Source organism: Pseudoalteromonas atlantica, assembly GCF_043641955.1.
GTDB lineage: Bacteria > Pseudomonadota > Gammaproteobacteria > Enterobacterales > Alteromonadaceae > Pseudoalteromonas > Pseudoalteromonas atlantica_A.
This window is the reverse complement of sequence record NZ_JBHZRV010000001.1, coordinates 565,615-591,214: the sequence shown is the minus strand read 5'-3', so window position 1 is coordinate 591,214 and position 25,600 is coordinate 565,615. Positions and strand designations below refer to the sequence as shown.

Below are 25,600 nucleotides of genomic sequence, written 5' to 3'. Positions count from 1 at the left end.
CAATATAACTTTGAAATTTAATAAAATTAACCTATGCTCGAATCATAAATTTAACTGAGTTTTTAGCACTATGGACAAAGCGTTACTCAATAAAACACGCGAATTATCTGACCGACTTATCGCTCTACAAACCCCTATTCGTATTTTAGATGCGATTAATTGGGATAAAAATGTAAAAGACGAGTTTTTCAAACAGAAATGTCAGAAAAACCCATTAATAGATAAAGCATACTACCAACAGCGTGATTTAGGCTTTGTTCCTAGTGAATTGCGCCAAGCGTTTTCTGATCTAAATCGTAATATTATCAGCCAACTTGGGCAGCTTAATCCAATAGCGCAATACATGAGCAAAATGTGCACAGAGTATAAAACTGTTTTAAGTATGATTGAGTACAGAGGCACTGGTGAGTTTCATGATTTATCTGTGGAATTGTACGGTCATCCGAAAGATTTATTTCATGCCGGGGAGCCTTCTTTATCTGAACTGGCAAATATGTTGGAAATGCCATTAAAAGACTTATTAGCCGCTGATATCTTACCTGATGATCCGAAAAACATTGAAGCAGATGAAGCGGTTCAACTCCTTGCAGATCAAGTTCGCATGAGTATGCAAGGTATTGATGTTGAAGTTATTCTAAGCGACGGTATTGTTAGTGATGCGGCTGCAGGTGCAAACAATATAAAGCTAAATCAAGATGTGAAGTTCTCGCAGCGTGAGCTTGATATTTTGGAGGTGCATGAAGGGTGGATTCATGTAGGTACAACACAAAATGGATTGGCTCAGCCTTACCTTACTTGCTTAAGCAAAGGCACACCAAGCTCAACTGTAACGCAGGAAGGGTTGGCGGTATTAACTGAAATAATAACGCTCAAATCAACCCCTCGGCGTTTAGCAAAGCTTGTAAACCGTATTCAAGCGGTGACTAAAGTAATTGATGGAGCTGAGTTTGTAGATATTTACCGCGACTATGTAGCGCAAGGTTTAAGTAAAGATGAAAGCTATACCTTAGCGCAACGGGTATTTCGTGGCAGTACACCTACCGGTTTACCTTTTACTAAGGACATCGCCTACATTAAGGGGTTTGTGCTTGTTTATAATTTTATTCGCGTTGCAATACAGCTTGGTAGGATAGATCAGCTGCATCTGTTGTTGGTTGGTAAAATATCGATTGATGATTTTAGATTAATCTCCCAACTACATGATTTGGGTGTAATAGAAGATCCTAAATTTGTGCCACCACACTTTAAAGATTTGCGGGGTATTGCTACATGGCTTAGCTTTGGCCGTTTTATCGGTGAGTTATCTTTTGAGCAATTGGAAAATGACTATAAGCCCTTATTTCTATAGTGTTATTTGAGCCAGCCCTTTTGAATAGATTTACGCAAAAAAACCTCACTAAATTAGTGAGGTTTTTCATATCGGTATTTATTAACGTGCGTTCGTGCTTTCAAATATCTTATCTGCCGAAGCTGCAACGAAACCAGTATAGAGCTCACCATCTGGTTTGTTATAACGAAGGGCAAATTCATAAAAACAGCTTGGTACACTCATTTTTGTGTCACTAAACTGAACTGCAAAGTCATCAGCTAGCGTAGATGATTGTTCAAGTAATACTTCAGGAGAGCCTTTTACTTCGCCACCAGATGTATTTAATGCAAAGCCAGCATCTTTAAGCGCTGTATTTACGGCTTCAATATTATCAAACTGGGCAAGTTCATTAATGCTTACTGTAAAATGGTTTGCACGGTAACCCCAAGCAGACATCCATGCTGCGTACTCACTTTCTTCAAGTAGCTTTTTGTAGGTGTCAGAGCTGACTTGCCAGTGTGTACCTGAATATAAGAAGTTTTCTGCCGTGACAGCACTTTCATCAATGCCCTCAACCATATCATTAACGATAGCCTGTAGCTCTGGTGAGCACTTTTCTACCAGCAACTCAGAGATAAACACTTTTGGTTGCGTGGTGTCTGGGTGCTCATAGTGCTTTGCATAGAGTTTTTTAGCTTCAAAATGATATTCACCACATTCTTTATAGCCAATAGCTAAAAAATGAGCTGCTAGCTTTTCAAGGCCAATTTTTTCATGGTTGAAAGTACGCAGTGCAATGTGATCATTTAGGATGTCGTCTTTTTGAGTCGAGCCCAATAACTCATGAACCTTTACTGCTGATGGAGTAACAGCTAAGTAATTTTGCCATAAGTTTTCAAATAATGTGTTTACGTTTGTGTGCATTATAATTCCTTAAATTTTTTGACTATAGCGTCTGCTAATTATTCGATGATTAAGCCCGGCGCAAGGCTAGAAGGTAAATTAACGTGTTCAGCCTCCACGGATGCAACAGGGTATGCGCAATAATCAGCAGCATAATATGCGCTTGCTCTGTGGTTACCACTTGCTCCTATACCACCAAAAGGCGCAGCGCTTGAAGCACCAGTTATAGGGCGGTTCCAGTTTACAATACCGGCACGAATACGTTTTAAAAAGTGTTGATAGTCAGCATTTGAATCGCTTAATAAGCCTGCAGATAAACCAAATGAAGTGTTATTTGCTTGTGCTATCGCAGCATCAAAGTCATCATAACGGTATACTTTAATCAATGGGCCAAAGTGCTCTTCGTCTGGTATATCGCCAATGTCGGTGACATCAATAATACCCGGGCTGACAAATCCAGTGCCTGCTTTTAAATGTGTTAATTCAACTAATGAAGTTGCACCTAAATCAATTAAAGCTTGCTGTGCAGACACCATTCCTAAAGCAGCTTGCTCGCTGATCATTGCGCCCATAAATGGTTGAGGCTCTGCGAAACTATCATCGACAACAATGTCTTTAGTTGCGCTAATAAGCTTAGCCAAAATAGCATCACCATTTGATCCATTTTCAATAAATACCTTGCGTGCACAAGTACAGCGTTGACCAGATGTTATGAAACCTGATTGGATAATATCGTGAACAGCAGCATTTACATTAGCAACATCTTTGACGATTAATGGGTTATTCCCTCCCATTTCGAGTGCAAGAATTTTCCCCGGATGGCCTGCAAACTGTTTATGCAATATATGCCCGGTGTTTGAGCTACCCGTGAAGAATAACCCATCAATATCTTGATGACTTGCAAGTGCTTTACCTGTTTCGACTTCACCTTGAACTAAGTTGATTACGCCAGCAGGTAAGCCCGCTTTCAGCCATAATTCAAGTGTAAATTGCGCAACATAAGGGGTCAGCTCAGAAGGCTTAAACACCACCGTATTACCCGCTAAAATTGCCGGTACAATATGGCCATTCGGTAAATGACCAGGGAAGTTATACGGGCCAAATATTGCCACAACACCATGAGGTTTATGGCGAATAAAGGCTTTAGCACCAGGCATAGGGTTTTCAGTGGTGCCGGTACGTTCGTTATAGGCTCTAACTGAAATAGCAACTTTACCTGTCATAGCACCTACTTCAGTGCGGGTTTCCCAAATAGGCTTGCCTGTTTCTTTGGCTATAATTGTGGCGAATTCTTCGCTGTGTTTCTTTAACAAAGCAGCAAAATTTTCAAGTATGCTGATGCGTTCTGCAAGAGGCGTATCGGCCCAGCTAACCTGTGCGTTACGTGCGGCTTTAATAGCGTTGTGAACTTGCTCTGGACTTGCGCTTAAGCCTTGCCATAGTATTTCGCCATTACTTGGGTTTATCGAGCTAAAGCTGTGACCCAGACCTATTTGCCATTGATTATTTATTAGTTGGTTGTTTTGAGATTCAGGACTCATAAAATTCCTACTTTGTTTACAGGCGAAAAAATCTCGCTGCATCGCCTTGTTTTAGTTTGAGGGCGTGTGCAACGTCTTTGCTCACGATTAGAGTATGCTTAGCATGATTGTAATGTGCATGCTTGGTAAACGTTGCTCTAAAATCCGCTACTCCTTGATTACAAATTGCCAACGTATCAGAGCTTTGTTCATCTACATAATCAAGCTCGCCGATAGAAATCGGGCACACTATTGAATCCCTTACACTGCGAATATTACCAAGTTTTGCTTCTACTGTGGGGCCTGCATCAAACAAGTCGACGTAGCCTCTGTGTTCAAATCCTTCTTTTTCTAGTAATTTAAGTGCTGGTTTAGTTTTTTCATGCACTTTACCAATCACTTCTTGAGCTCTTTTGCTCAGCAAATTCGCATAGATAGGGTATTTAGGCATTAACTCACTGATAAAAACCTTATCCCCCAAACCTACTAAGTGATCTGCTTGTGGAAATTCGATACTAAAAAAATGCTCTTCTAGCCACTGCCAAAATGGAGAATGGCCGTTTTCATCACTTACCCCTCGCATTTCGGCGATAATTGTGTCAGCAAAGCGTTCACTGTGTTGTGCCATAAATAAAAAGCGTGAGCGTGATAAGAAACGTCCAGCTAGCCCTTTTCGACTATTTTCACGTAAGAATAACGTGCAGATTTCAGAACAACCAGTGTAGTCATTACACATACTCAGAATATCTACTGTGTTATAAACGTTTAAAGTAGGTGAATGATGGACTGTTTTACCAAGGTGGTAATGATAAAGAGGAACATTAAGACCCACAGCCGCTTCAATGGCTGTTGTACCAATGACCTCTCCTGTGTCAGTGTCTTCAAGGACAAAGAAATAGCTTTCATCAAGCGGTTGGCTGATGTCTTTAGAAAAGCTGCTTTCTGCGCGGGCAATTTTCTCAAGTAACAAAGTATCGTCAACGGGTAGCGATGTGAAACCATGACCAGATTCGATAGCGATTTGTTTTAACGCTTCAAAATCAGTGTTCTTGATAGGGCGTAATACATGCATTTATTAAAGCTCCATTAGCGCTCTTTAAAGAGCGCTAAACTAAATTAACCGTTTACTACATCAGCTACGGCTTTTTCAAAACGCGAAAGGCCTTCTTTTATATCTTCAAGCGGTATCACTAATGATGGTGTAAAACGAATAACATTGGTGCCAGCCACTAAGCTCATTAAGCCATGTTCAATACTGGCAACTAAGAAATCTTTAGCTCGACCTTCAAATTTACTATTAAGTACAGCGCCTAATAATAGTCCTTTACCGCGAACTTCACTAAACACATCATACTTTTCGTTGATCGCGGCAAAACCGTCACGGAATAACTGTTCACGCTCTTTAACGCCTGCCAAAACATCTGGATTATTTACAGTATCAAATGCAGCTTCAGCAACGGCGCATGCCAAAGGATTGCCGCCGTATGTTGAACCATGAGTACCTATTTTAAGGTGCGCTGCTATTTCTGTTGTGGTTATCATGGCGCCAATTGGAAAGCCACCGCCAAGCGCTTTTGCTGTTGTTAAAATATCAGGTGTAACACCTAAATCTTGATAAGCGTATAAAGAGCCAGTACGGCCAACACCGGTTTGCACTTCATCAAATATTAATAATGCATTGTGTTTATCACATAACTCACGAACGCCTTTGATAAACTCATTAGTAGGAGAAATAATACCGCCTTCACCTTGCAGTGGCTCCATCATCACAGCACAGGTTTTATCACTAATTAGCTGTTCAAAAGCAGCAAGGTCATTATAGTCACAATGATCGATAGCTGCAGGCTTAGGGCCAAAGCCATCTGAATAGGCCTCTTGACCACCTACAGTGACAGTAAAGAAAGTGCGACCATGGAAACCTTTGTTAAAAGCAATAATTTGTGTTTTGTCTTCACCGTGAACATCTAGTGCAAAACGACGAGCGAGTTTAAGAGCGGCTTCATTTGCTTCTGCGCCAGAGTTAGCAAAATAAACTTTATCTGCAAATGTTGCATCAGTAATTTTCTTTGCTAATCGTAATGCTGGCTCATTAGTCATTACATTTGATAAATGCCAAATCTTCTCGCCTTGTTCTTTAAGCGCATTAACAAGTGCTGGGTGGCAATGACCAAGGCAGTTAACCGCAATTCCACCTGCAAAATCAATGAACTCTTTTCCTGTTTGATCCCATACGCGAGAGCCTTCACCACGCACAGGGATTACAGCAGAAGGGTTATAATTTGGGACCATGACATCGTTGAATAAATCTCGAGAAACTTGCATTTGACGCACCTTAAATAGCGAATAAGAAAATGAATGAACGTGTATCTAAATATCATTTGGCTGCTAGAAGCAGCATTTAATTGTTATTTACCTATTATCTAGCTTCGTTAGTTAAATTTGCAGTGCTAAATTGTTAAAAATGACTATAATAAAAGTCATATTGATGAATGGAGTTAGCAAAGTGATAGGAAAGCAAGATGAAAAGCTACTTGCAATTTTAAGAACCAACGCTCGTGCAAGCATTTCTGATTTAGCAAGGGCGCTGAATTTATCACGTTCAACTGTTCAAAGTAGAATGCTTAAGTTAGAAGAAACGGGTGTTATAAAAGGCTACAGTGTTGACTATGGGGAGGCATACCTTAATGCGATGGTTGCTGCACATGTATCAATTAAAGTTAAGCAAAAACTAACAACGAAAACAAATTTAGAGCTTAAGCAAATTGATGCTATTTCACAGTTATATGCGATCAGCGGTGAATTTGATTTAATTGCTGTTGTTCAGGCACAAAATTTAGAAAAGTTAAGTCATTTACTTGATGATATTGGCAATTTAGATGGCGTTGAGCGCACTACATCTTCAGTTATTTTAGAAACTAAATTTAATCGTTAGGGTAATAGTAAATAAATCACTATAATAAGTTTAATATCAGTCATAACAATTTAGTGTAAATAGCTTTTATAGGAACTACACTTAGTTCCTATAAAGCTTAATAATATTAGTGTCAAATAGTGTTATCGCACAAAGATTTGGCTTTTGAGGGCTTATGCAAGTCGGTTTACTAAATTCAATTATTAAAATTACGAAAAACAAAGATGTAGACTCACTCGAGTATACTATAATCTCTACGATTCAAGAGTTCGTTAAGTGTGAAGAAATATCGATATATAAAGATTTAGAAGTCGTTGGAGAGTTGCGGATTGAACGAAGCGCTTCTTTAAAGTTTTTATCTCAAAGTGATTTTATTTGGCAAGATAAAGACGTCATAAAAGAGCCAGATGCTGAGTTAATTTCATGTATTACCTCCTCCTGTATTATTACTGTTAAATCAGATAACAACAAAGAACGTAGATGGCTTCCTATCTGTGTGCGTGATAAACCCGTTGCTGTTATCGCTATTTTATCGCAGCATTTAGAAAGTGAAGATCAGGTATTGCTGAATGCGTTTTGTCGTATCTTCGAAAATTACTTAGCAATTTTACATGAAAGTGAAACAGATAAACTGACAGGGCTATTGAATCGTCAAACGTTTGATAAAAAGATCAAGTTACTGATTGAAAAGCAAATGGCGAAGCAGCATCAAATCATCAAAACAGATGAAAAACGTTCTAAGCATTCAGGTTCCTCCTCTTGGCTTGCGATTGTTGATATTGATCACTTTAAGAAAGTAAATGATGAATACGGCCATGTATGTGGTGATGAAGTGTTGTTATTGTTAGCACAAAAAATGAAAAGCTATTTTCGTTCATCAGATTTAATATTTCGCTTTGGGGGAGAGGAGTTTGTATTGGTATTTGAACCAACAAATTATGATTTTATCCAAGCTAAATTAAATACATTTTTAGATTTAGTGAGAAATACAAAATTTCCTTTTGTATCAAACCTATCTTTGAGTATTGGCTTATCTAGGATCAGTCCCTATGATTTTCCTATTTCGGTTGTCGAAAATGCTGATAAAGCACTTTATTACGCTAAAAGAAACGGGCGTGACCAATTATGTTTTTACGATGAATTAGTCACAAAGAATTTGATAGATACCAAAGAGAACCATTCTGACATTGATTTATTTTAACTGGGAAGGTGATTTTTTAATTACCTTTTTTGTTGCTTCATCGAGCTTGATAACATAAGCATTACCCCCAATACCCTTAAATTCTTCATCGGTAAATACTAGCGTGTTTTCATCATAAAAGGTTATGGCTTCTTTTTGAGTCACAATGCCTAAATCAATTTGAGACACGTCACCAGAGAAAAATTTATCACCTTCAAAGTTTTCAAATAGCCAGATACTCGTTGAATCGAGTAAGACTAGTTTTTTTCGGCTTGGGCTTAAAGCAGCCGATGTTATCCAGCATAGTTTTTCCATTGTGGTACATGTTTGAAATGAATCAACTAATTGTGCATTAAAGTTAGCAGCATGATCGCCCACTTTATAAACGTTGGTTATGCCATCAAATGGTTTAGTTCTGTTTTTTGTAAAAAGATATAAATGTCTGCCAAATGCAACAAAAGCCTCTAAGTCATAATTTCGTTTATTAGGTGCAACAGGCTGGTCATTGAGCTCAGGGTATGTGAATTTAATAATTTCAGCTTGCGTAGAGTTACCTTTTATATCGATGGGGTTTTCAATTTTATAAATAGTTAGCCATCGGCGCTCTTGCTTGTTATTACCAAAATCACCTAAGAAAAAATGCCCGAAGTCATTCTGGGTTATGTCTTCCCAATCTATATTTTTAGCGTTAGTAACAAGTACTTCTTTTGAGATTGAGCCATCTTCACTGAGACGGTAAAGCTTAGCATCATCGCCACCGTCATTAATGGCCCAAAGTTGATTAGATTTATCAAATTCGATACCTGATATTTCTTTAAGACGTGCATCCACTGTTAGTTTCTTTTTACTATAAAGAGTATAAATAGATGAACCGATAATAACCGCTAAAATCAGTACGGTAGATATGATGAGAGTAAAGAAACTTTTTTTGAGCATAGGTTTTTTGGCAGGATATTAATATCCCACTATTATGCTGTATTTAAGCAATAATTACTACTTGGAGACTTAACCATTAGGCTCAATTTGCCATACACCTGTGCCTGTTGCAGCTACATGATTGACGTTACCTTGCAATACTTTGTTGCCAACATTAATAGAAGATTCCGGTCGGCTGACTAAATAACCTTGCACGCTACCAATCCCTAAGCGTTTAACAAGATCAAATTGTGCTAGTTCTTCAACACCCTCAGCGACTATTTTCAGACCTAATTTAGTGCCCAGTTCACTGATGGAGTTTAAAATTTCATTGTATTTCGGGTTTTCATTTGCTTGAGCAATAAAAAGTCTATCTATTTTTAAAACATCGATAGGTAGATCAGCCAAAGTACTTAAAGAGCTAAAGCCGGTACCAAAGTCATCAATTGCAATAGTAACGCCCTGTGTTCTAAGCTTTTCTAATTCTTTGATTATGCTATTGCTGGCCTTAATTAGCGTTGACTCAGTTATTTCGAGCATCAGTGCTGAAGGTGGTAAGCCTGTTTTATCAAGTTTTTGCATAACCCAGTCATGGATTGGGCGGTGTTTTAATTGAATTCCTGAAACGTTGACTGAGATTTTTACTTTGCGCATACCGGCATTATGCCATGCTGACATTTGTCTACATGATTCAAGCATAATCCAATCACCGAGCTCTAATATTAGGTTGGACTCTTCAGCAATTGGAATAAATTCAACGGGTGATATCATTCCTTCGACCGGGTGATCCCAGCGAACCAATGCTTCGAAATAGTCAATAGCACAATCTTCAACATGAACGATTGGCTGAAATGAAAGGTGAAAGTTTTGACACGCAATAGCTAAACGCAACTCTTCAAGTAGGTAATGGTAGCGGCGCATTTTATTACCCATTTCAGGTGAATAAACTTTAAAAATTCCACGGCCGTCGGTTTTCGCTCTATACATCGCAACATCAGCCATTTGTAATAATGCATGAGGTGTAGATGCACTATCAGGGTAAACTGCCACACCCACACTTGCACTTATTTTTATCAGCTTATTACCTAAAACAAAATCACGTTCTATTTCACTCAGTACATTTTGCGCAACGTCTAATGTTTTACTTTCACTATCGATATTATTGATAAAAATAGAGAATTCATCCCCGCCCAAACGCGCAAGGTTTTGCTCTAACATACTGGTTGGATTAATATCATTAAGTTTGTGATTACGTAATACGCTGGCAAGTCGCTCAGCAACTTGTATTAACACTTCATCGCCAAAGCTATGGCCGAAAGAATCATTCACCTGTTTAAAGCCATCCAAATCTATAAACAGTAAGGCACAGTGCATTTTTTCAAGCTCAGCGCTATTTAATTGTCGGTCAAGGTGTTCAATGTAAGCATGGCGATCAATTAGTTGTGTTAGCTTATCTTGGCTAATGCTTGTTTGTGTTTCTCTGGCATAAGTTGCGATATGTGAGTTTAAGGCTGATAAACCTTGGCTTAACCGAGTCACAGGGTTAACAATTTCTAAAGATGGTAATTGGATCTTAAATGAACTTAACAATTTATCAGTTTGAACGTTTAATTGTTCGATCACTTTTTGTTCACGTCGTGCACGTTGTAAATTACCTAAATACCAAGTTAACCAAAAGCCCATCAGAATTAAAATAATGAGATTTGCTGGAGAAAGAATAGTGGCTAGTAGTAACGACGAATATTGCACGGTAACAAATTCAGAATCCGTGATTTTTATAAGTAAATAATCATGGTCGTTGGTTGATATTACACTGTGCCCACTTAAAACAGGGTTATACCAAGAAGGCATATCTAAATGAGTTTGCGCTATAGGGAACGTCCGAATAGCAACACTGGACTGTTTTGGATTAATACTATTTACTTGTTTTGTCAGCAAAATATTTAAGCCGTAACAAAAGACAATTAAAGTAATTAAAGCAATACTGATTACACGGAAAAATTTAGTCATTCTATTAAGCCATTATGACCCCCTATTTTATTATGATTATAGCGAAGAGGGTTGGTACTTTTTTTCAGTATATAGTGTGTGAGTTCAAGAGACAAACTTTTCACAAGCACGGTACTAAAAAAATATGATTTTATATTTTAGAGTACTTAATCTACTGTGTTTGTTGAATTTTTCGCTAGTTTCAAATTTAGTTTATTTCACTTTACGAATCTTTATATGTTATCTATTTTGTTTACTGTTAGTTGTTTGATAAGTGAACTATGGTTTAGTTCTTGCAGATTTCAATTTAACGAAAAAAATAGCCGCACATAGAGCTGTTTTGCACCATGCTTGTGCAGTGAGTTTTTTAATGCACTGTCATAAAGCATAAATATAAGTTTGATTAACTTATAATCATCCCCCGGCATTGTTGAGTAGTTGAACTGGCACGGTGGCAAGGATAAATAAACATGAAGTTTAGTTGGAGCCCGCTATGTTGAGTAAACGTTTTTTTAAAACCAAAGAAGAAGCTGAAGTAACGTTCGAATTTAGTCACCCTGAAGCACAAGAAGTGCAACTTGTTGCTGAATTTACAGATTGGCAACCTGTCGCAATGAAATTTAATAAGAAACAGCGCTGTTTTAAATTAAAGCAACGCTTACCTAATGATCAACAGTTTCATTTTAGATACCTTATAGACGGTACTATTTGGGATAATGACCATCAAGCAGATGGTTACGTAGCTAATAATTTCGGTACTGAAAACAGCATTGTTAATACTCAACGTGTGTAAGGTAATATAATGGATTTACTTTCGCAGTTGTTTTATCTGCATGGTATAGGTTACGAATACACTAAATATACAGGGGAACAGGTATTTTTTGAACATGATACCCGTTCAGCTGCACTTAATTGCTGTGGTGTAGACACTGAGGACGTTCAACAAATTGAGCATTTAAATATTTCATTGGATGCTGCTAAGTGGTTGGAATATGTGCCCAGTTGTAGCATAGTTCAAAGCGATACACCTGTTTTAAAAGTACGTGTTGATCAGCGATTATTACACCACATTTGTCATATTTCTTTTGATAGTCTGGATATTGAGCCAATAGAAACCAGCTTGCAAAATCTTGTATGTACAGGGGATTACACCTTTAATGATGTCGTTTATTTAGAGTTACAGGTTGGCTTACCTAATCTCCCTGTGGGATATCATCGTGCTAAAGTTTCCATTAATAATAAAACAGCCTCAACGGAGATTTGGGCAACACCCAAACAAAGTTATCAAATAACTGATAAGAAGCGCACAGGCTTATCAATTCAGTTATACAGCTTAAAAAATAAGGCTGGATTGGGGATTGGTGATTTTGCCGATTTGATGGAATTGACTTGCCACAGTGCAGCTTTGCAACTTGATTATATATTACTTAACCCATTGCACTTGCTTTTTGCTGACGAGCCGGAAAGAGCGAGCCCTTATAGTCCAAATAACCGAGCTTTACTTAATCCATTATATATCGCTATTTCTTTGTGTGAGGATTCACATGATAACCCTGAATTGAGTCAACTCCTCAAAAGCCATGAGACGCATGAGAACGACAATCAATATATTGATTATACATGGGTTACTCAATACAAGTACCAACTTCTTAAGTGTTTGTACAACAACTTTATTGCTGATGAAAACAATGACCGAAAAACGCAATTTTCACTTTTTTGCCGCGAACATCGCACGACCTTAGCAACGCTAGAGCAACACGATGTAGAATTTGCTAGCTATCTACAGTGGCAAGCGCATACTCAGTTAAAACAATGTCAAAATGTAGCCAGGGACAGCGGTATGGCAATAGGCTTAATCAATGACTTAGCCGTCGGATGTGCTGGCGATGGGGGAGAGTTTATTACTCAACAACACCTATTTGCTGTAAATGCGCATGTAGGCGCACCGCCAGATCCGTGGGCTAAACAAGGTCAAAACTGGGGCTTACCAGCATTAAATCCGTTGAAAATGGGTGAAAATAACTTTGCTTTTTACCGAGCGCTCATAAAAGCTAACATGGAAGATGTGGGGGGGCTGCGTATTGATCACGTAATGGCCATACGTAGGTTATGGTGGTGCTTTAATAATCAGGGCCAACAAGATGGGTGTTATGTTTATTACCCTTTTGAATACTTACTGGCAATTTTAACCATCGAATCGCACTTGAATGAATGTATTGTGATTGGTGAAGACTTAGGTGTCGTGCCTCACGAAGTAAAAACAGCGCTGGCAGATAAAGCTATTTTTTCCAATAGCTTATTTTACTTTGAGAAAGATCAACATGGTGAATTTTTACCTGCCGATGCTTTTGACTCCGATTGTTTATTAATGATTGCTAATCATGATGTGCCGCCTTTCTTTGCTTGGTGGGAAGGCCACGATTTAGACTTAAAGATGCAGTATCAATTAATAGATGAAGCTCAACAAATGCAAGATGTTGAAATTCGCCAAGTTGAAAAGCAAAGAATGTTAAGACTTTTAGAGCAAAGTGGTCATCATGGTTATACGCTAAATACGAAAGCTAAAGATATATATACTGCTCTAACATTAAGTCTAGCGCATTCACCAGCTCAACTTTTCGCAATTCAATTAGATGATTTGGATGAGCAAATACTCCCGGTGAATATTCCTGGTACGAATAAAGAATACCCCAATTGGCGAAGGGTGCTTTCTAAGCCATGTACAGAAATATTAAAACAACATGCTAATTTGCTTAGTGAAATAACTTCAATAAGGACGTATTAAATGAACAGTTCTGTTCAAATTAAATCAGTATCCGATCAGTATAATCAGCAAGTAGCTGCGCTAGAGCGTGGTTGTTTTAAAGACCCGTTTAGTTTTTTAGGCGTACATACAGATTCAAATTCTAAGCAAACTATCCGCTGCTTTTTACCAGGAGCACAAAGCGTCTGTGTTAAATCAAAAGGTACGCTACTTAATTGTTCTCGGTACATGGATTCGGATCTATTTATTGCACACGTTACTTCAGTACTGAGCGATGACTATGAACTCATTATTGAATACCCTGATTGTACCGTTCAGCAACGTGATATATACAACTTTCCCAGTGCGCTAGATACGCATGCAATGTATTTATTTAATGAAGGTACGCTTGAGCATGCTTACCGTCATTTAGGCGCACATTTTATAAGCCTAAATGCGGTTGAAGGGGTTAGGTTTAGTGTATGGGCCCCTAATGCGAGTAGTGTTTCAGTCATTGGTGAGTTTAATCATTGGCAGCGAAACCAACATTTTATGCGATTTAATCCTGGCTCAGGGGTGTGGGATATTTTTATACCAGCACTTAAAGAAGGCCAGTGCTATAAATTCGCTATTACAACGACGAGCGGTGAAGTACTAGAAAAAGCAGACCCATTTGCGTTTAAAATGCAACAAGCGCCGGGTACTGCTTCGGTATTGCAGGCACAGTTAAGTGCAATAAAGCTTACTGATAAAATGTTAAAGCAAAAAGCGCAGCGAAATACTATCAATGCACCCATCAGCATTTATGAGGTTCATTTAGGTTCTTGGCAACGAAAAATTGATAACCGTTATTTAAGTTACAGTGAATTTGCTGATCATCTCATCGATTATGTTAAAGAAACTGGCTTTACTCACATTCAATTAATGCCTATTAGTGAGTACCCGTTTGACGGTTCATGGGGTTATCAACCTGTGGGCCTATTTTCTCCAACAAGTCGCTTTGGTGGCGTTGATGACTTTAGATATTTTGTTCAGCGTTGTCACGAAGAAAATATCGGGCTGTTAGTTGACTGGGTTCCAGGGCATTTCCCAAGTGATCCGCATGGGTTACATTGTTTCGATGGCACACACTTATACGAACATGCTGATGCAAGACAGGGATTTCATCCTGATTGGAACACGTATATTTATAATTATGACAGGCCTGAAGTACGCAGCTTCTTAGTTGCAAACGCGATGTTTTGGCTGGAAGAATTTGGTATAGATGGTTTGCGTGTTGATGCCGTTGCATCAATGTTATACCTAGACTACAGCCGTGAAGAGGGGCAATGGGTCCCCAATTGTTATGGTGGTAGAGAAAACCTTGGCGCAATCGAGTGTTTAAAGCAAGTTAACCTTCGCAGCTATGCAAATAACCCGGGCATTATGATGGTTGCTGAAGAATCAACTGCGTGGCCAGGAGTGACCCGTCAAGTGGATCATGATGGTTTAGGCTTTGGTTACAAGTGGAATATGGGCTGGATGAATGACAGTTTGCATTACATGCAACGAGACCCACTTTACAGACAACATCATCACCATGAAATGACATTTTCAATGGTCTATGCATTTAGTGAAAACTACATATTGCCATTAAGCCATGATGAAGTAGTGCACGGCAAAGGTTCGTTGATCGAAAAAATGCCAGGAGATGATTGGCAAAAGTTTGCAAATTTACGCGCATATTATGCTTTTATGTGGGCGCATCCGGGTAAAAAATTACTCTTTATGGGCGGAGAATTCGCACAGCGCAGTGAGTGGAACCATGATCAATCACTGGATTGGCATCTATTAGAACACCAAAGCCATAATGGTATTCAAAATGCCGTTAAAACGTTAAACAAAGTGTACAAGTCTACACCAGCTTTGTATGAATTAGATTCAGAGCCAGCTGGCTTCAGTTGGATTGATAACCAAAACGCACAACAAAGTATTTTTAGCTTTGTTCGTTATGCTAAAAAAGCGTCAGATTATGTTGTGGTGGTGTCTAACTTAACACCTAATGTATACCAAGGATATCAAATCGGTGTGCCGTCAAAAGGGCTGTTTGAAGTGGTACTTAATACCGATGATGAGTTATTTTTTGGCTCTGGCGTTAAGGTTAATGACGGTTTAATTGCAACTGAAGCATCACCGAGTCATGGCCATCAAAATAGTATATTAATCACATTACCACCGCTTGCGACAGTCTATTTGAAAAAGGTGTGCAATGAGTCTATCAATTGAGTTAAGCCAAGGGGCAATTAGCCCTTTAGGTGCGTCAATTAAAGATAATGGCGTTAATTTTGCAGTTTATGCCCCATTGGCAAAGCAATTGTATGTCTGTTTATTTGATGCCAGCGGGCATACCGAAGTGCTTAAATTAGCAATGAACAACAACGAAGGCGGAGTTTGGAGTTTATGTATTAGCCCGCTGCCAGTCGGTACGTTATATGGTTTTCGTGCTGAAGGCGAATATCAGCCTAAAAAAGGACTCCACTTTAACAGTCAAAAATTATTAATAGACCCATACGCAAAAGACTTATTTGGTGAGTTTACATGGAGTGAGCGCCATTATAGTCAAATGCCTATTGGCACATTAAGTGCTGTAAATAACGCTATTGATATGCCAAAGTCAAAAGTGACGCAGTTAATGCCATACCAAGGTGTTAAACCTAATCATAGTTGGGGCAAAACAGTCATTTATGAGTGCCATGTCAAAGGCGCAACTGCGCGCCACCCAAGTATACCTGAGCATTTAAGAGGTAAATATTTGGGATTAAGTCACGCTGTGTTTATTGAACATTTACGAGAGCTGGGCGTAACAACACTTGAATTGTTACCAGTGCATAGTTTTATCAGTGAACAATTTTTAACAGGAAAGGGCTTACAAAACTATTGGGGCTACAACAGCTTAAACTTTTTTACCCCTCATAAAGATTACCTTGTTGATGATGAAATAGCTGAATTTCAGCAAATGGTCACTGAGTTACACAGTGCTGGGATCGAAGTCATACTTGATGTGGTTTACAACCACACCGCAGAAGCTGGAATTGACGGCCCATTACTATCATGGCGGGGGTTAAATAATCCCGGTTACTATCGCTCTGTTGCGGAAGACCCAAAGGTCTATATTAATGATACCGGCTGTGGCAACACACTCAATATTGACGACCCATATAGCTTAAAAATGGTCCTCGATAGCTTGCGCTATTGGGTCGAAATCATGGGGGTTGATGGCTTCAGATTCGACTTAGCTTCAATTTTAGCTAGAACCGCTCACGGCTTTAATCAGCATCATACATTTTTACAAGCAATCAACCAAGACCCAGTTTTATCAAAAGTTAAGCTGATTGCCGAGCCATGGGATATTGGCCCAGGAGGTTACCAATTGGGTGCTTTTCCTGCACCGTGGCGTGAGTGGAATGATAAATACCGTGATGTTGTAAGGCGTTTTTGGTGTGGTGAACAAAATATGTTGCCTAAATTAGCTAAGAGATTACATGGTTCGTGCGACTTGTTTGACCACAATTTAAGAGGTCCGCTCAATAGCATTAATTTTATTACTAGCCATGATGGTTTTACGCTTGCTGATTCGGTCAGTTATGAAGAAAAACATAATGAAGCCAATGGTGAGCAAAACCGAGATGGGCACAGCGCTAATTATTCCTTTAATTGCGGTGTTGAAGGGTTTAGTAATGACCCTGAAATAACAGCTCTTCGTTTGCAGCAACAAAAAAATATGTTGCTCACATTGTTGTTGTCTAAAGGCGTGCCAATGCTAGCGTCAGGCAGTGAAATGGGCCATTCGCAAGGGGGTAACAATAACGCTTATTGTCAAAACAATCGTACTAGCTGGCTTGCATGGAAAGACTCGCAGCGTAGACATCCGCTAACACGATTTATTGATGACGTTTTACGATTACGTAAACAACATTGCGTATTTAAACATCGCGTATTTTTGCATGACACAGATAAGCGATTTGCAGTGCATTGGTTTAATGAGCTCGGCATGCCTATGCAAGAGGATGATTGGCATGATGGCAGCAAGCAATTTTTGATGTATAGCTTGCACGATGAACAATTAAAATCTGCATTACTAATTATATTAAATGCCAGTGACGTAACGGTAGCTTGTACGCTACCAGAGGCCGAAGAAGGTGATTGGCAGTTAAACATAACAAGCGTTGAAGAAGGTGTTTTAAAAGACACAAAACAATTTGAAGTTGCTGCGCATAGCAGTTGGGTATTTTCAGCTAATTTAGAAGGCGAATGTCATGGCTAAAAACAGTGAGCAAATATGTGTTGCAAAGGGCTGGCAAGATGCCCCTTTGATTGATGAAAGTACATTGGAAGACGATTTATCGCGGCACTTTTATTACACTTTAGGGCGTGACAAAGTGGGTAAGTCTCAGTTGTATTTATACAACGCACTAGCATTTACTATCCGTGACCGATTAGTTGCTCGGTGTCGTGCTACCAAACAGCAAATGAACAGTGAAAAGCGTCGTAAAACTGCTTACATATCGCTTGAATTTTTAATGGGCCGAGCCATGGGTAATGCGATTTTAAATCTAGATTTAGACGACCAAGTTAGCCAAGCATTGCAACAATATTGTACTAATATTGAAGATGTCGCCCAAGCAGAGCATGACGCAGGGCTAGGTAATGGTGGCTTAGGGCGCCTAGCCGCTTGCTTTTTAGATAGTTGCGCAAGCCTTGCATTACCTGTGGTGGGTTATGGCATTCGTTATGAGTACGGTATGTTTAATCAAGCAATTGAAAACGGTCACCAAGTAGAGCAACCAGATAACTGGCTTCGCGAAGGGCACCCATGGGAATTAAGCGCGCCAGAGCAATCTAAACGGGTAAAATTCTTTGGTCACGTTGAATGTTACACCGATAAAAATGGTCGTGAACATCGTCAATGGTTAGATACGCATGATGTACTCGCTGTCCCCTACGACGTTCCTATCCCTGGTTATAAAAATGATATTGTAAATACCTTACGTTTATGGAAATCTGAGGCCACCGACGAATTTGATTTAAGTGAGTTTAATGCAGGTAGTTATTCTGAAGCTGTTGCCCATAAAAACTTAGCCGAACAAATTACAATGGTGTTGTACCCTAATGACAGTAGTGAAAATGGTAAGGAATTAAGGTTACGCCAACAATATTTCTTATCGTCTGCGAGTCTACAAGACACAATTGCAAGTTGGGTATCACAGCATGGTGAAGACTTTAGTGATTTTGCTGATTATCATGTTTTTCAACTTAATGACACACATCCTAGTATCGCTGTTGCAGAGCTGATGCGTTTACTTATTGATGAATATGAGCTTGATTGGGACAAAGCGTGGCAAATTACAACAGCCACAATGGCGTACACAAACCATACTTTATTACCCGAAGCGCTTGAAAAATGGTCAGTATCGTTATTCTCTCGCTTATTACCGCGTATTTTAGAAATCATTTATGAAATAAACGCCCGTTTCCTAGCTCAAGTGGCGCAAGCATGGCCTGGGGATGTAGCTAAACAACAAGCACTTTCACTCATTGAAGAAGGTCCTGAGCCACAAATTCGCATGGCCTATTTAGCTATTGTAGGCAGCTATTCTGTTAATGGTGTCGCCGCGTTGCACACAGAGCTATTAAAAGAGGGGTTATTTAAATCATTCTTCGAGTTGTGGCCTGATAAGTTTAATAATAAAACCAATGGTGTAACACCTAGGCGTTGGCTTGCTCATTGCAATCCTAAATTGACCCAGCTTATTAGTGACAAAATTGGCAGTGAGTGGGTGGGTGAGTTTGCTCAAATTAGTCAATTACGCCGCTACTTTGATGATGAACAATTTCATACGCAATGGCAGCAAGTGAAGCTTGAGAATAAACAGCGTTTAGTTGACTTAGTAAAAGAACGTTGTGACGTCGAGTTTGATAAACATATGCTGTTTGATGTGCAAGTAAAGCGTATTCATGAATACAAACGCCAACTATTAAATGTGCTGCATGTAATTCATCTTTATGATCGTATTCGCCGCGGTGACACTGAAAACTTAGTGCCTCGCTGTGTACTGTTAGGTGGAAAAGCTGCACCGGGTTATTACATGGCAAAACGCATTATAAAGTTGATTAATAATGTTGCTGAAGTTATTAACAAAGACCCATTAGCCAAACCTTATTTACGGGTTGCATTCTTGCCAAATTATAATGTAACAGCAATGGAAACTATCTGTCCTGCAACGGATTTATCAGAACAAATATCCACGGCCGGTAAAGAAGCATCAGGCACTGGTAATATGAAGTTCATGATGAATGGTGCATTGACGATAGGTACCTTAGATGGTGCAAATATCGAAATAAGGGATGCGGTAGGCAAAGATAACTTTTTCTTATTTGGTGCCAAAGCACAAGAAATAGAGTCTATTAAGCAAAACTATAATCCGTTGCATATTATTCACTCTACACCTGATCTACTTAATGTAATGCAACTAATTGAAAGTGGTCACTTTAACTTATTTGAACCAGGTTTGTTTGATGACATTATCGGCGCGATTAAAAGCCCGCACGATCCTTGGTTAGTTGCTCACGATTTTGAGAGCTTTGTAAAAGCCCAGCGTGACGTGGAGAGCGCGTATCAAAACCAACCTCATTGGACTCAAATGAGTATATTAAATACGGCCGCCAGTGGCGTATTTTCAAGTGATAGAACAATTAGCCAATACAGCGATGAAATTTGGCATTTGACACCTTTAACAGCAAATAAAACGAACATCAGCACAGATTAATACGGAGATAAATTATGCCAAGTTATGCAAATCGTTACATAAGTAGTTTAACAAGAGAAACCTACGCGCTTATTTTAGCAGGAGGGCGAGGGTCGCGACTCCATGAATTAACTAATTGGCGTGCTAAACCCGCTGTATATTTTGGTGGTAAGCATCGAATTATAGACTTTCCGTTGTCCAATTGTATTAATTCAGGCATCAGGCGAGTGGGTATTGCGACACAATATAAATCGCATTCATTAATTCGCCATGTTAATCGTGCATGGGGCCACTTCAAAAAAGAACTGGGTGAATCGGTAGAGATATTACCAGCATCACAGCGTTATGGTGACGAATGGTACTGTGGAACTGCTGATGCTGTATTTCAAAATATGGATATTATTCGTCATGAATTACCAAAATATGTGATGATTCTGTCAGGCGATCACGTTTACCGTATGGATTACGGTGCATTATTGGCTAAGCATGTTGAAACTGGCGCTGATATGACGGTGTGCTGTATCGAAGTTGATTGTGAAGAGGCGGCAGATACCTTTGGAGTAATGACCGTTGACGAAGAAAAACGTGTAAAACGTTTTGATGAAAAGCCAGCTTCTCCAAGTTCTATTCCGGGTAAACCCGGTACGTGTTTAGCGTCGATGGGTAATTATGTTTTTAATACCGACTTTCTGTTTGAGCAATTAAAAAAAGATGCTGAAAATGAAGGGTCAGGCCGTGACTTTGGTCATGATATAATTCCTTCAATTATTGAGGAGCATAACGTTTTTGCATTCCCATTTAGAGATCCCGCACATGAAGGCCAACCTTATTGGCGCGATGTAGGTACACTTGATTCATTTTGGGAAGCTAATATGGAACTTGTTATGCCAGAACCACAATTAGATTTATATGATCCAACGTGGCCAATTTGGACTTATCAAGAGCAATTACCGCCAGCTAAATTTATTTTTGATAACGATGATAGAAGAGGTATGGCAGTTGATTCAACCGTATCAGGTGGCTGTATAATTTCAGGATCAGTAGTTAGAAAATCCTTGTTGTTTTCTAATGTTCATATTCGTTCCTATTGTGAAATTGAAGAGTCAGTCATTTTACCAGGAGCAATTATTCATCGTAACTGTAGAATACGCCGTGCCATAATTGACCGTGGCTGTGAAATTCCTGAAGGTGTTGAAATTGGTTTTGACAAAAAAGCCGATAAAGAAAATGGCTTTAGGGTGTCTAATAAAGGTATTGTGCTTGTTACCAGAGACATGTTAACTGAGCTTGCCAAAAAAATTGAATGCCAAGAGCAAGAAAAGAAACGTTTAGCTTAAGCTGTAGGAAGTAAATAAATAATGCATGTATTGATGGTTGCGGCCGAAAATGACGCGTTACCTAATGCCAAAGTTGGGGGAGTTGCTGATGTAATACGCGATTGCCCAAACGCATTAAGTAATAAAGGGATTTCTGTAGATGTTATAATTCCTGACTACGGATTTAGTCACTTAGACAGAGAACTGTTAGGGACACTGAACGTGGCGTTTGCAGGCCATAGCCATCAAGTTGATGTATGGCAAGTGCATATTGCTAACTCAACATCAAGACAACTTGTTTTGTCGCATCATTATTTTAGCCAACACAATGGCAACGTTTATTGTAATGATGAACCAGGTCGACCTTTTGCAACTGATGCCACTAAATTTGCTTTGTTTGGTGCGGCTGTGTGTGAAGGGTTACTGCAAGGGATTATTCCATCTCCCGATGTTATTCATTTACATGACTGGCATAGTGCATGTGTTGCTTTACTATTTAAGTTTGATAAACGTTTTGAAGCTCTGCTCAATACAAAGTTGGTGTTCACTGTGCATAATATTGCATTACAAGGGATCAGGCCGTTTAAAGGCGATGAATCAAGCCTAGAGGCTTGGTTTCCATCGCTTGGTTATGATGGTCATGTGTTATGCGACCCACGTTACCCGCATTGTTTTAACCCAATGCGAAGTGCCATTAACCTCGCTGATAAAGTGCATTTAGTATCACCCAGTTACGCCAAAGAGGTGTTGTTACCGAGTGAACCAGATAAAGGGTTCTTTGGTGGTGAGGGGTTGGAAAAAGACTTACAGAATGCTGCTACTTTGAACAAAGTAGTGGGTGTGCTCAATGGCTGCGAATATCCACTAAGTAACGGAAAAGAGCCAGCTTCGCTAGACGCTTTATATGATGAAATAGAGGCGGATCTATTTACATGGATGGCTAAAAGTAAGCAATTAGAATCAGGTTACTATATTGCACACCAGCGCTTATTGTCATTTATTAAACACAGTAGTAAAGGCCCATTGGTGACAAGTGTCGGGCGTTTAACTGAGCAAAAAGTATTGTTGTTACGCCAACCATATAACGATGCATTACTTGTAGATGAATTATGTAAGCAGTTGTCAGAACTCGATGGCAGGCTCATCATTTTAGGGTCTGGTGACAGTGCACTAGAAGATGTATTAACTCAAGCCATGGCAAGAAACAGCAATCTTTTATTTTTAAAGGGCTATGGGCACAAGATTGGCGAATTGCTTTATCAACTAGGGGATTTATTTTTAATGCCTAGTTCATTTGAGCCTTGTGGTATTAGCCAGATGTTAGCTATGCGTGCCGGGCAGCCATGTTTGGTGCATCAGGTTGGTGGACTGAATGACACGGTGACGCATTTAGAAAATGGGTTTTGTTTCACAGGCAACACGCTAGAGCTGCAATGTGAAAACCTCCTAAATTGCTTTATTGAGACACTTACACTATATAATAAAGAGCCAAAGAAATGGCTTCAAATTGTTAATAATGCGCGCAATGCCCGATTTACCTGGGATGAAGTCGCACAACAATATATAGACATCATGTACAAATAAGCTAAAAAGATTACTTTTTATAATTTTACTAGTTATAATGTTTGGATACATAAAGTGATTAAATGATTTTTTACTACTTATTAAACAAGTAGTAAAAAATCCAGAAGAAGGGCAATCTAGTGCAAGTATTTGTTGCGCGTCAAGCAATATTCAATCGTCGCCAACATGTTGTTGCGTATGAATTGTTGTTTCGTAATAGTACAGACAATTTTTTTCCTAATATCGACGAAAGTGTCGCTACTGCAAAGCTTATTATGGAAAATCAGCTCAACTTTGGCACCCGTCACATTACCTCTGGCAAGAAAGCATTAATCAATATTGGCCCCGATTCATTAAAAATGGATTTATGCACATTTTTACCTTCCAATGATGTTGTTCTTGAGCTACTCGAAGATATAGAGCCGACAGAAGAGAACTATCAACTTTGCCGCAATCTGTTCCATAAAAACTACGTTTTAGCACTTGATGATTTTGTTTATGAGCCTAAGTGGGATCGCTTCCTTAAGTTTATAAAACTAATTAAATTTGATATTCAGATCACCCCGCTTAAACAATTAAGTGGTTTAATTGCAGAGCTGAAGAAGAATAAAAAAATTAAATTATTGGCAGAAAAAATTGAAACCACAGAGGACTTTCAATTAGCACATAAAATGGGGTTTGATTATTTTCAAGGCTACTTTTTTGCTAAACCTAAAGTAATTGAACAAAAAGACATTGATATGAATCATGCGCTGGCTTTATCAATTTATGCGCAAGCGATGAAAGAAAACCCAAATATCAACACAATTGCAAGTCTGTTTCAGTTAGATACAGCCCTTGCGTTTAAACTATTAAGGTTGATAAACAGCGGTGTTTTTCCAGTGCAAAAAGAAATAGAATCGATCAGACAGGCTTTGGTTTACTTAGGGCAAGAGCATATTAGAAAATTTGTTAGTTTAATAATTACTGCACATGTGTCTAAATCTAAACCTGCTGAATTGGTAAAAATGTGTATAATTCGCGCGAGATTTTGTGAACTACTTGCTCAGAAAGTGGCCCCGAGCCAAGCTAACAGTGCATTTTTAACCGGACTCTTTTCATTACTGGACGCTATTTTAGATAGGCCCATGGCGCAACTACTTGATAAGTTACCTTTCCCAGATGATATTAAATCTGCACTTATGGCGGAAAAGAATACACTTTTCTATATATTGGAAACAGTCAAAGCGTATGAGTCTGGTAGCTGGTGGGCATTGGAAAAAGCAGTGGTATTGTTAAATACTTCAAGCGATGGATTACCTAAATTATATGAAAATGCGTTAAGCTGGTCGAATACTCAAAAATATCATTAGAGCTCTGTAATGCGAAATAAAAACATGGACGTAATTCGTGGCATAGCCGTTTTAGGCTTAATGTACATGAACGTTTATTTCTTTGGTTTATTTGAATTTGGCTATGTAGCACAACCAGTTCCCCCTTTATCCGATTATGTAATTCAGACTGTAAACCTCTTTTTTATTGATGGCCGTTTTCGTAGCTTGTTTTGTTTACTGTTTGGTGCGGGGCTATATATACAATGGCAGCGATATCAAAATATCAAAACTCTTAAGAAGCGTTTAAACGTTTTGGCGGTATTTGGCTTACTACATGGTTTTTTGCTGTGGGCGGGTGATATTCTGTTTATATATGCCTGCGCAGGTTGGTTGACGTGTAGATATTTAAACGCAGACAACACACTAATTATTAAGCGTGCATGGCAATTTTTGCTAATAGGCGCATTGATGAGCGTGGTTTTAATGTTAATGGAGCCCCATATTGCTATCAATCGCACTGATAGTGCATTTTTACAAAGTTATGAGCAAACAGTGTCGAGCTTAGGCAATATAATGGGCACAAATGCGGTAATGTTTGTCATTATGATCATTGCAGTGCCTTTAATTACGCTATGGATGAGCGCTGCCGTAATGCTTGTTGGCGTATATATTTATAAATTAAAAATATTTGATGATGGTTTACCGGCTGCCACCGTTCGTACTGTTGGATGCATTGCTTTTTTACTGTCATGTTTAAGAGTGCTATTGGAGTACCAACATTTTCAATTGACTCAAGTGCTGAAAGAACCATTGAATTGGCTAGCCGCTTTATTTACCGCTTTACTGTTAATTCATATCATTGTAAAAGCAGCTAATAAGGATAATTGGATCATAATCGGCTTTATGCGATTAGGTAGAATGTCTTTAACCGCTTATATTTCTCAAACGGTATGCTTATTTTTGCTATTCAAAATAGTGTATCCACATTGGATATTAAGTTTTAATCGGCTTGATTATTTTTATCTAGTGTCAGTACTTGCATTGATCCAATATTTTAGTTTTTGGCTTTATAGTTGTTATTTTAAAAAAGGGCCACTTGAATTAGTCTGGCGAAAACTGTCAAGGTAAAGCTAGTAGGCTATGCTTAAATTCT

At 38.9% G+C, this 25,600-nt stretch carries 18 protein-coding genes; 12 read left to right on the top strand and 6 right to left on the bottom strand.

The window, feature by feature from the left end:
- The first annotated feature begins 70 nt into the window (after nucleotides 1-70).
- On the top strand, nucleotides 71-1,348 hold the full coding sequence (locus tag ACHUE3_RS02455) for a flavohemoglobin expression-modulating QEGLA motif protein (RefSeq protein WP_394189828.1): 1,278 nt from the start codon (nucleotides 71-73) through the stop codon (nucleotides 1,346-1,348).
- Nucleotides 1,349-1,429: 81 nt separating this feature from the next.
- Here ACHUE3_RS02455 and ACHUE3_RS02450 read toward each other — a convergent pair whose 3' ends face one another.
- Genes ACHUE3_RS02450 through ACHUE3_RS02435 form a run of 4 tightly spaced genes read right to left on the bottom strand, consistent with a single transcriptional unit; the run spans nucleotide 1,430 to nucleotide 6,054 of the window.
- On the bottom strand, nucleotides 1,430-2,233 hold the full coding sequence (locus ACHUE3_RS02450; RefSeq protein WP_394189826.1) for a DUF1338 domain-containing protein: 804 nt from the start codon (nucleotides 2,231-2,233) through the stop codon (nucleotides 1,430-1,432).
- 38 nt (nucleotides 2,234-2,271) lie between these two features.
- Nucleotides 2,272-3,753, bottom strand: a complete 1,482-nt coding sequence (astD, locus tag ACHUE3_RS02445; protein ID WP_394189825.1) for a succinylglutamate-semialdehyde dehydrogenase — start codon at nucleotides 3,751-3,753, stop codon at nucleotides 2,272-2,274.
- A gap of 16 nt (nucleotides 3,754-3,769) precedes the next feature.
- The gene (astA, locus tag ACHUE3_RS02440) at nucleotides 3,770-4,804 is read right to left on the bottom strand and encodes an arginine N-succinyltransferase (protein WP_394189823.1); all 1,035 of its coding nucleotides are present in this window, start codon (nucleotides 4,802-4,804) and stop codon (nucleotides 3,770-3,772) included.
- A gap of 44 nt (nucleotides 4,805-4,848) precedes the next feature.
- On the bottom strand, nucleotides 4,849-6,054 hold the full coding sequence (locus ACHUE3_RS02435; protein WP_394189821.1) for an aspartate aminotransferase family protein: 1,206 nt from the start codon (nucleotides 6,052-6,054) through the stop codon (nucleotides 4,849-4,851).
- A gap of 181 nt (nucleotides 6,055-6,235) precedes the next feature.
- Here ACHUE3_RS02435 and ACHUE3_RS02430 point away from each other — a divergent pair, with 181 nt between their 5' ends.
- The gene (locus ACHUE3_RS02430; protein WP_099293519.1) at nucleotides 6,236-6,664 is read left to right on the top strand and encodes an Lrp/AsnC family transcriptional regulator; all 429 of its coding nucleotides are present in this window, start codon (nucleotides 6,236-6,238) and stop codon (nucleotides 6,662-6,664) included.
- Between the two features lie 154 nt (nucleotides 6,665-6,818).
- Nucleotides 6,819-7,844: a GGDEF domain-containing protein gene (locus ACHUE3_RS02425; protein WP_394189819.1), complete on the top strand. Its 1,026-nt coding sequence runs from the start codon at nucleotides 6,819-6,821 to the stop codon at nucleotides 7,842-7,844.
- On the opposite strand, the gene ACHUE3_RS02420 is transcribed toward ACHUE3_RS02425, so the two are convergent.
- On the bottom strand, nucleotides 7,836-8,759 hold the full coding sequence (locus ACHUE3_RS02420) for a hypothetical protein (RefSeq protein WP_394189817.1): 924 nt from the start codon (nucleotides 8,757-8,759) through the stop codon (nucleotides 7,836-7,838). The genes ACHUE3_RS02425 and ACHUE3_RS02420 overlap by 9 nt on opposite strands.
- A 69-nt stretch (nucleotides 8,760-8,828) precedes the next feature.
- Entirely contained in the window at nucleotides 8,829-10,748 is a 1,920-nt protein-coding gene (locus ACHUE3_RS02415) for a putative bifunctional diguanylate cyclase/phosphodiesterase (protein WP_394189815.1), read from the bottom strand.
- Between the two features lie 472 nt (nucleotides 10,749-11,220).
- On the opposite strand from ACHUE3_RS02415, the gene ACHUE3_RS02410 reads away from it, so the two are divergent.
- The 9 genes from ACHUE3_RS02410 to ACHUE3_RS02370 all read left to right on the top strand — a co-directional run bounded on the left by ACHUE3_RS02410 (nucleotide 11,221) and on the right by ACHUE3_RS02370 (nucleotide 25,575).
- Nucleotides 11,221-11,520, top strand: a complete 300-nt coding sequence (locus tag ACHUE3_RS02410) for an isoamylase early set domain-containing protein (protein WP_394189813.1) — start codon at nucleotides 11,221-11,223, stop codon at nucleotides 11,518-11,520.
- Nucleotides 11,521-11,529: 9 nt separating this feature from the next.
- Nucleotides 11,530-13,512 (top strand): 4-alpha-glucanotransferase, encoded by a 1,983-nt coding sequence (malQ, locus tag ACHUE3_RS02405; protein WP_394189811.1) that lies wholly within the window; start codon nucleotides 11,530-11,532, stop codon nucleotides 13,510-13,512.
- Nucleotides 13,513-15,735, top strand: a complete 2,223-nt coding sequence (glgB, locus tag ACHUE3_RS02400; RefSeq protein ID WP_394189809.1) for a 1,4-alpha-glucan branching protein GlgB — start codon at nucleotides 13,513-13,515, stop codon at nucleotides 15,733-15,735.
- Entirely contained in the window at nucleotides 15,719-17,773 is a 2,055-nt protein-coding gene (gene glgX, locus ACHUE3_RS02395) for a glycogen debranching protein GlgX (protein WP_394189807.1), read from the top strand. Before glgB ends, glgX begins: the two co-directional genes overlap by 17 nt.
- Nucleotides 17,766-20,276 carry a glycogen/starch/alpha-glucan phosphorylase gene (locus tag ACHUE3_RS02390; RefSeq protein ID WP_394189806.1) on the top strand — a complete coding sequence of 837 codons (2,511 nt, stop codon included), beginning with the start codon at nucleotides 17,766-17,768 and terminating at the stop codon, nucleotides 20,274-20,276. The genes glgX and ACHUE3_RS02390 overlap by 8 nt, the downstream gene beginning before the upstream one ends.
- A gap of 14 nt (nucleotides 20,277-20,290) precedes the next feature.
- Nucleotides 20,291-21,592: a glucose-1-phosphate adenylyltransferase gene (gene glgC / locus ACHUE3_RS02385; protein ID WP_394189804.1), complete on the top strand. Its 1,302-nt coding sequence runs from the start codon at nucleotides 20,291-20,293 to the stop codon at nucleotides 21,590-21,592.
- Nucleotides 21,593-21,613: 21 nt separating this feature from the next.
- Nucleotides 21,614-23,155, top strand: a complete 1,542-nt coding sequence (locus tag ACHUE3_RS02380; RefSeq protein WP_394189802.1) for a glycogen synthase — start codon at nucleotides 21,614-21,616, stop codon at nucleotides 23,153-23,155.
- 119 nt (nucleotides 23,156-23,274) lie between these two features.
- Nucleotides 23,275-24,486: an EAL and HDOD domain-containing protein gene (locus tag ACHUE3_RS02375; RefSeq protein WP_394189800.1), complete on the top strand. Its 1,212-nt coding sequence runs from the start codon at nucleotides 23,275-23,277 to the stop codon at nucleotides 24,484-24,486.
- Between the two features lie 9 nt (nucleotides 24,487-24,495).
- Entirely contained in the window at nucleotides 24,496-25,575 is a 1,080-nt protein-coding gene (locus tag ACHUE3_RS02370) for a DUF418 domain-containing protein (protein WP_394189798.1), read from the top strand.
- Nucleotides 25,576-25,600 lie beyond the last annotated feature (25 nt).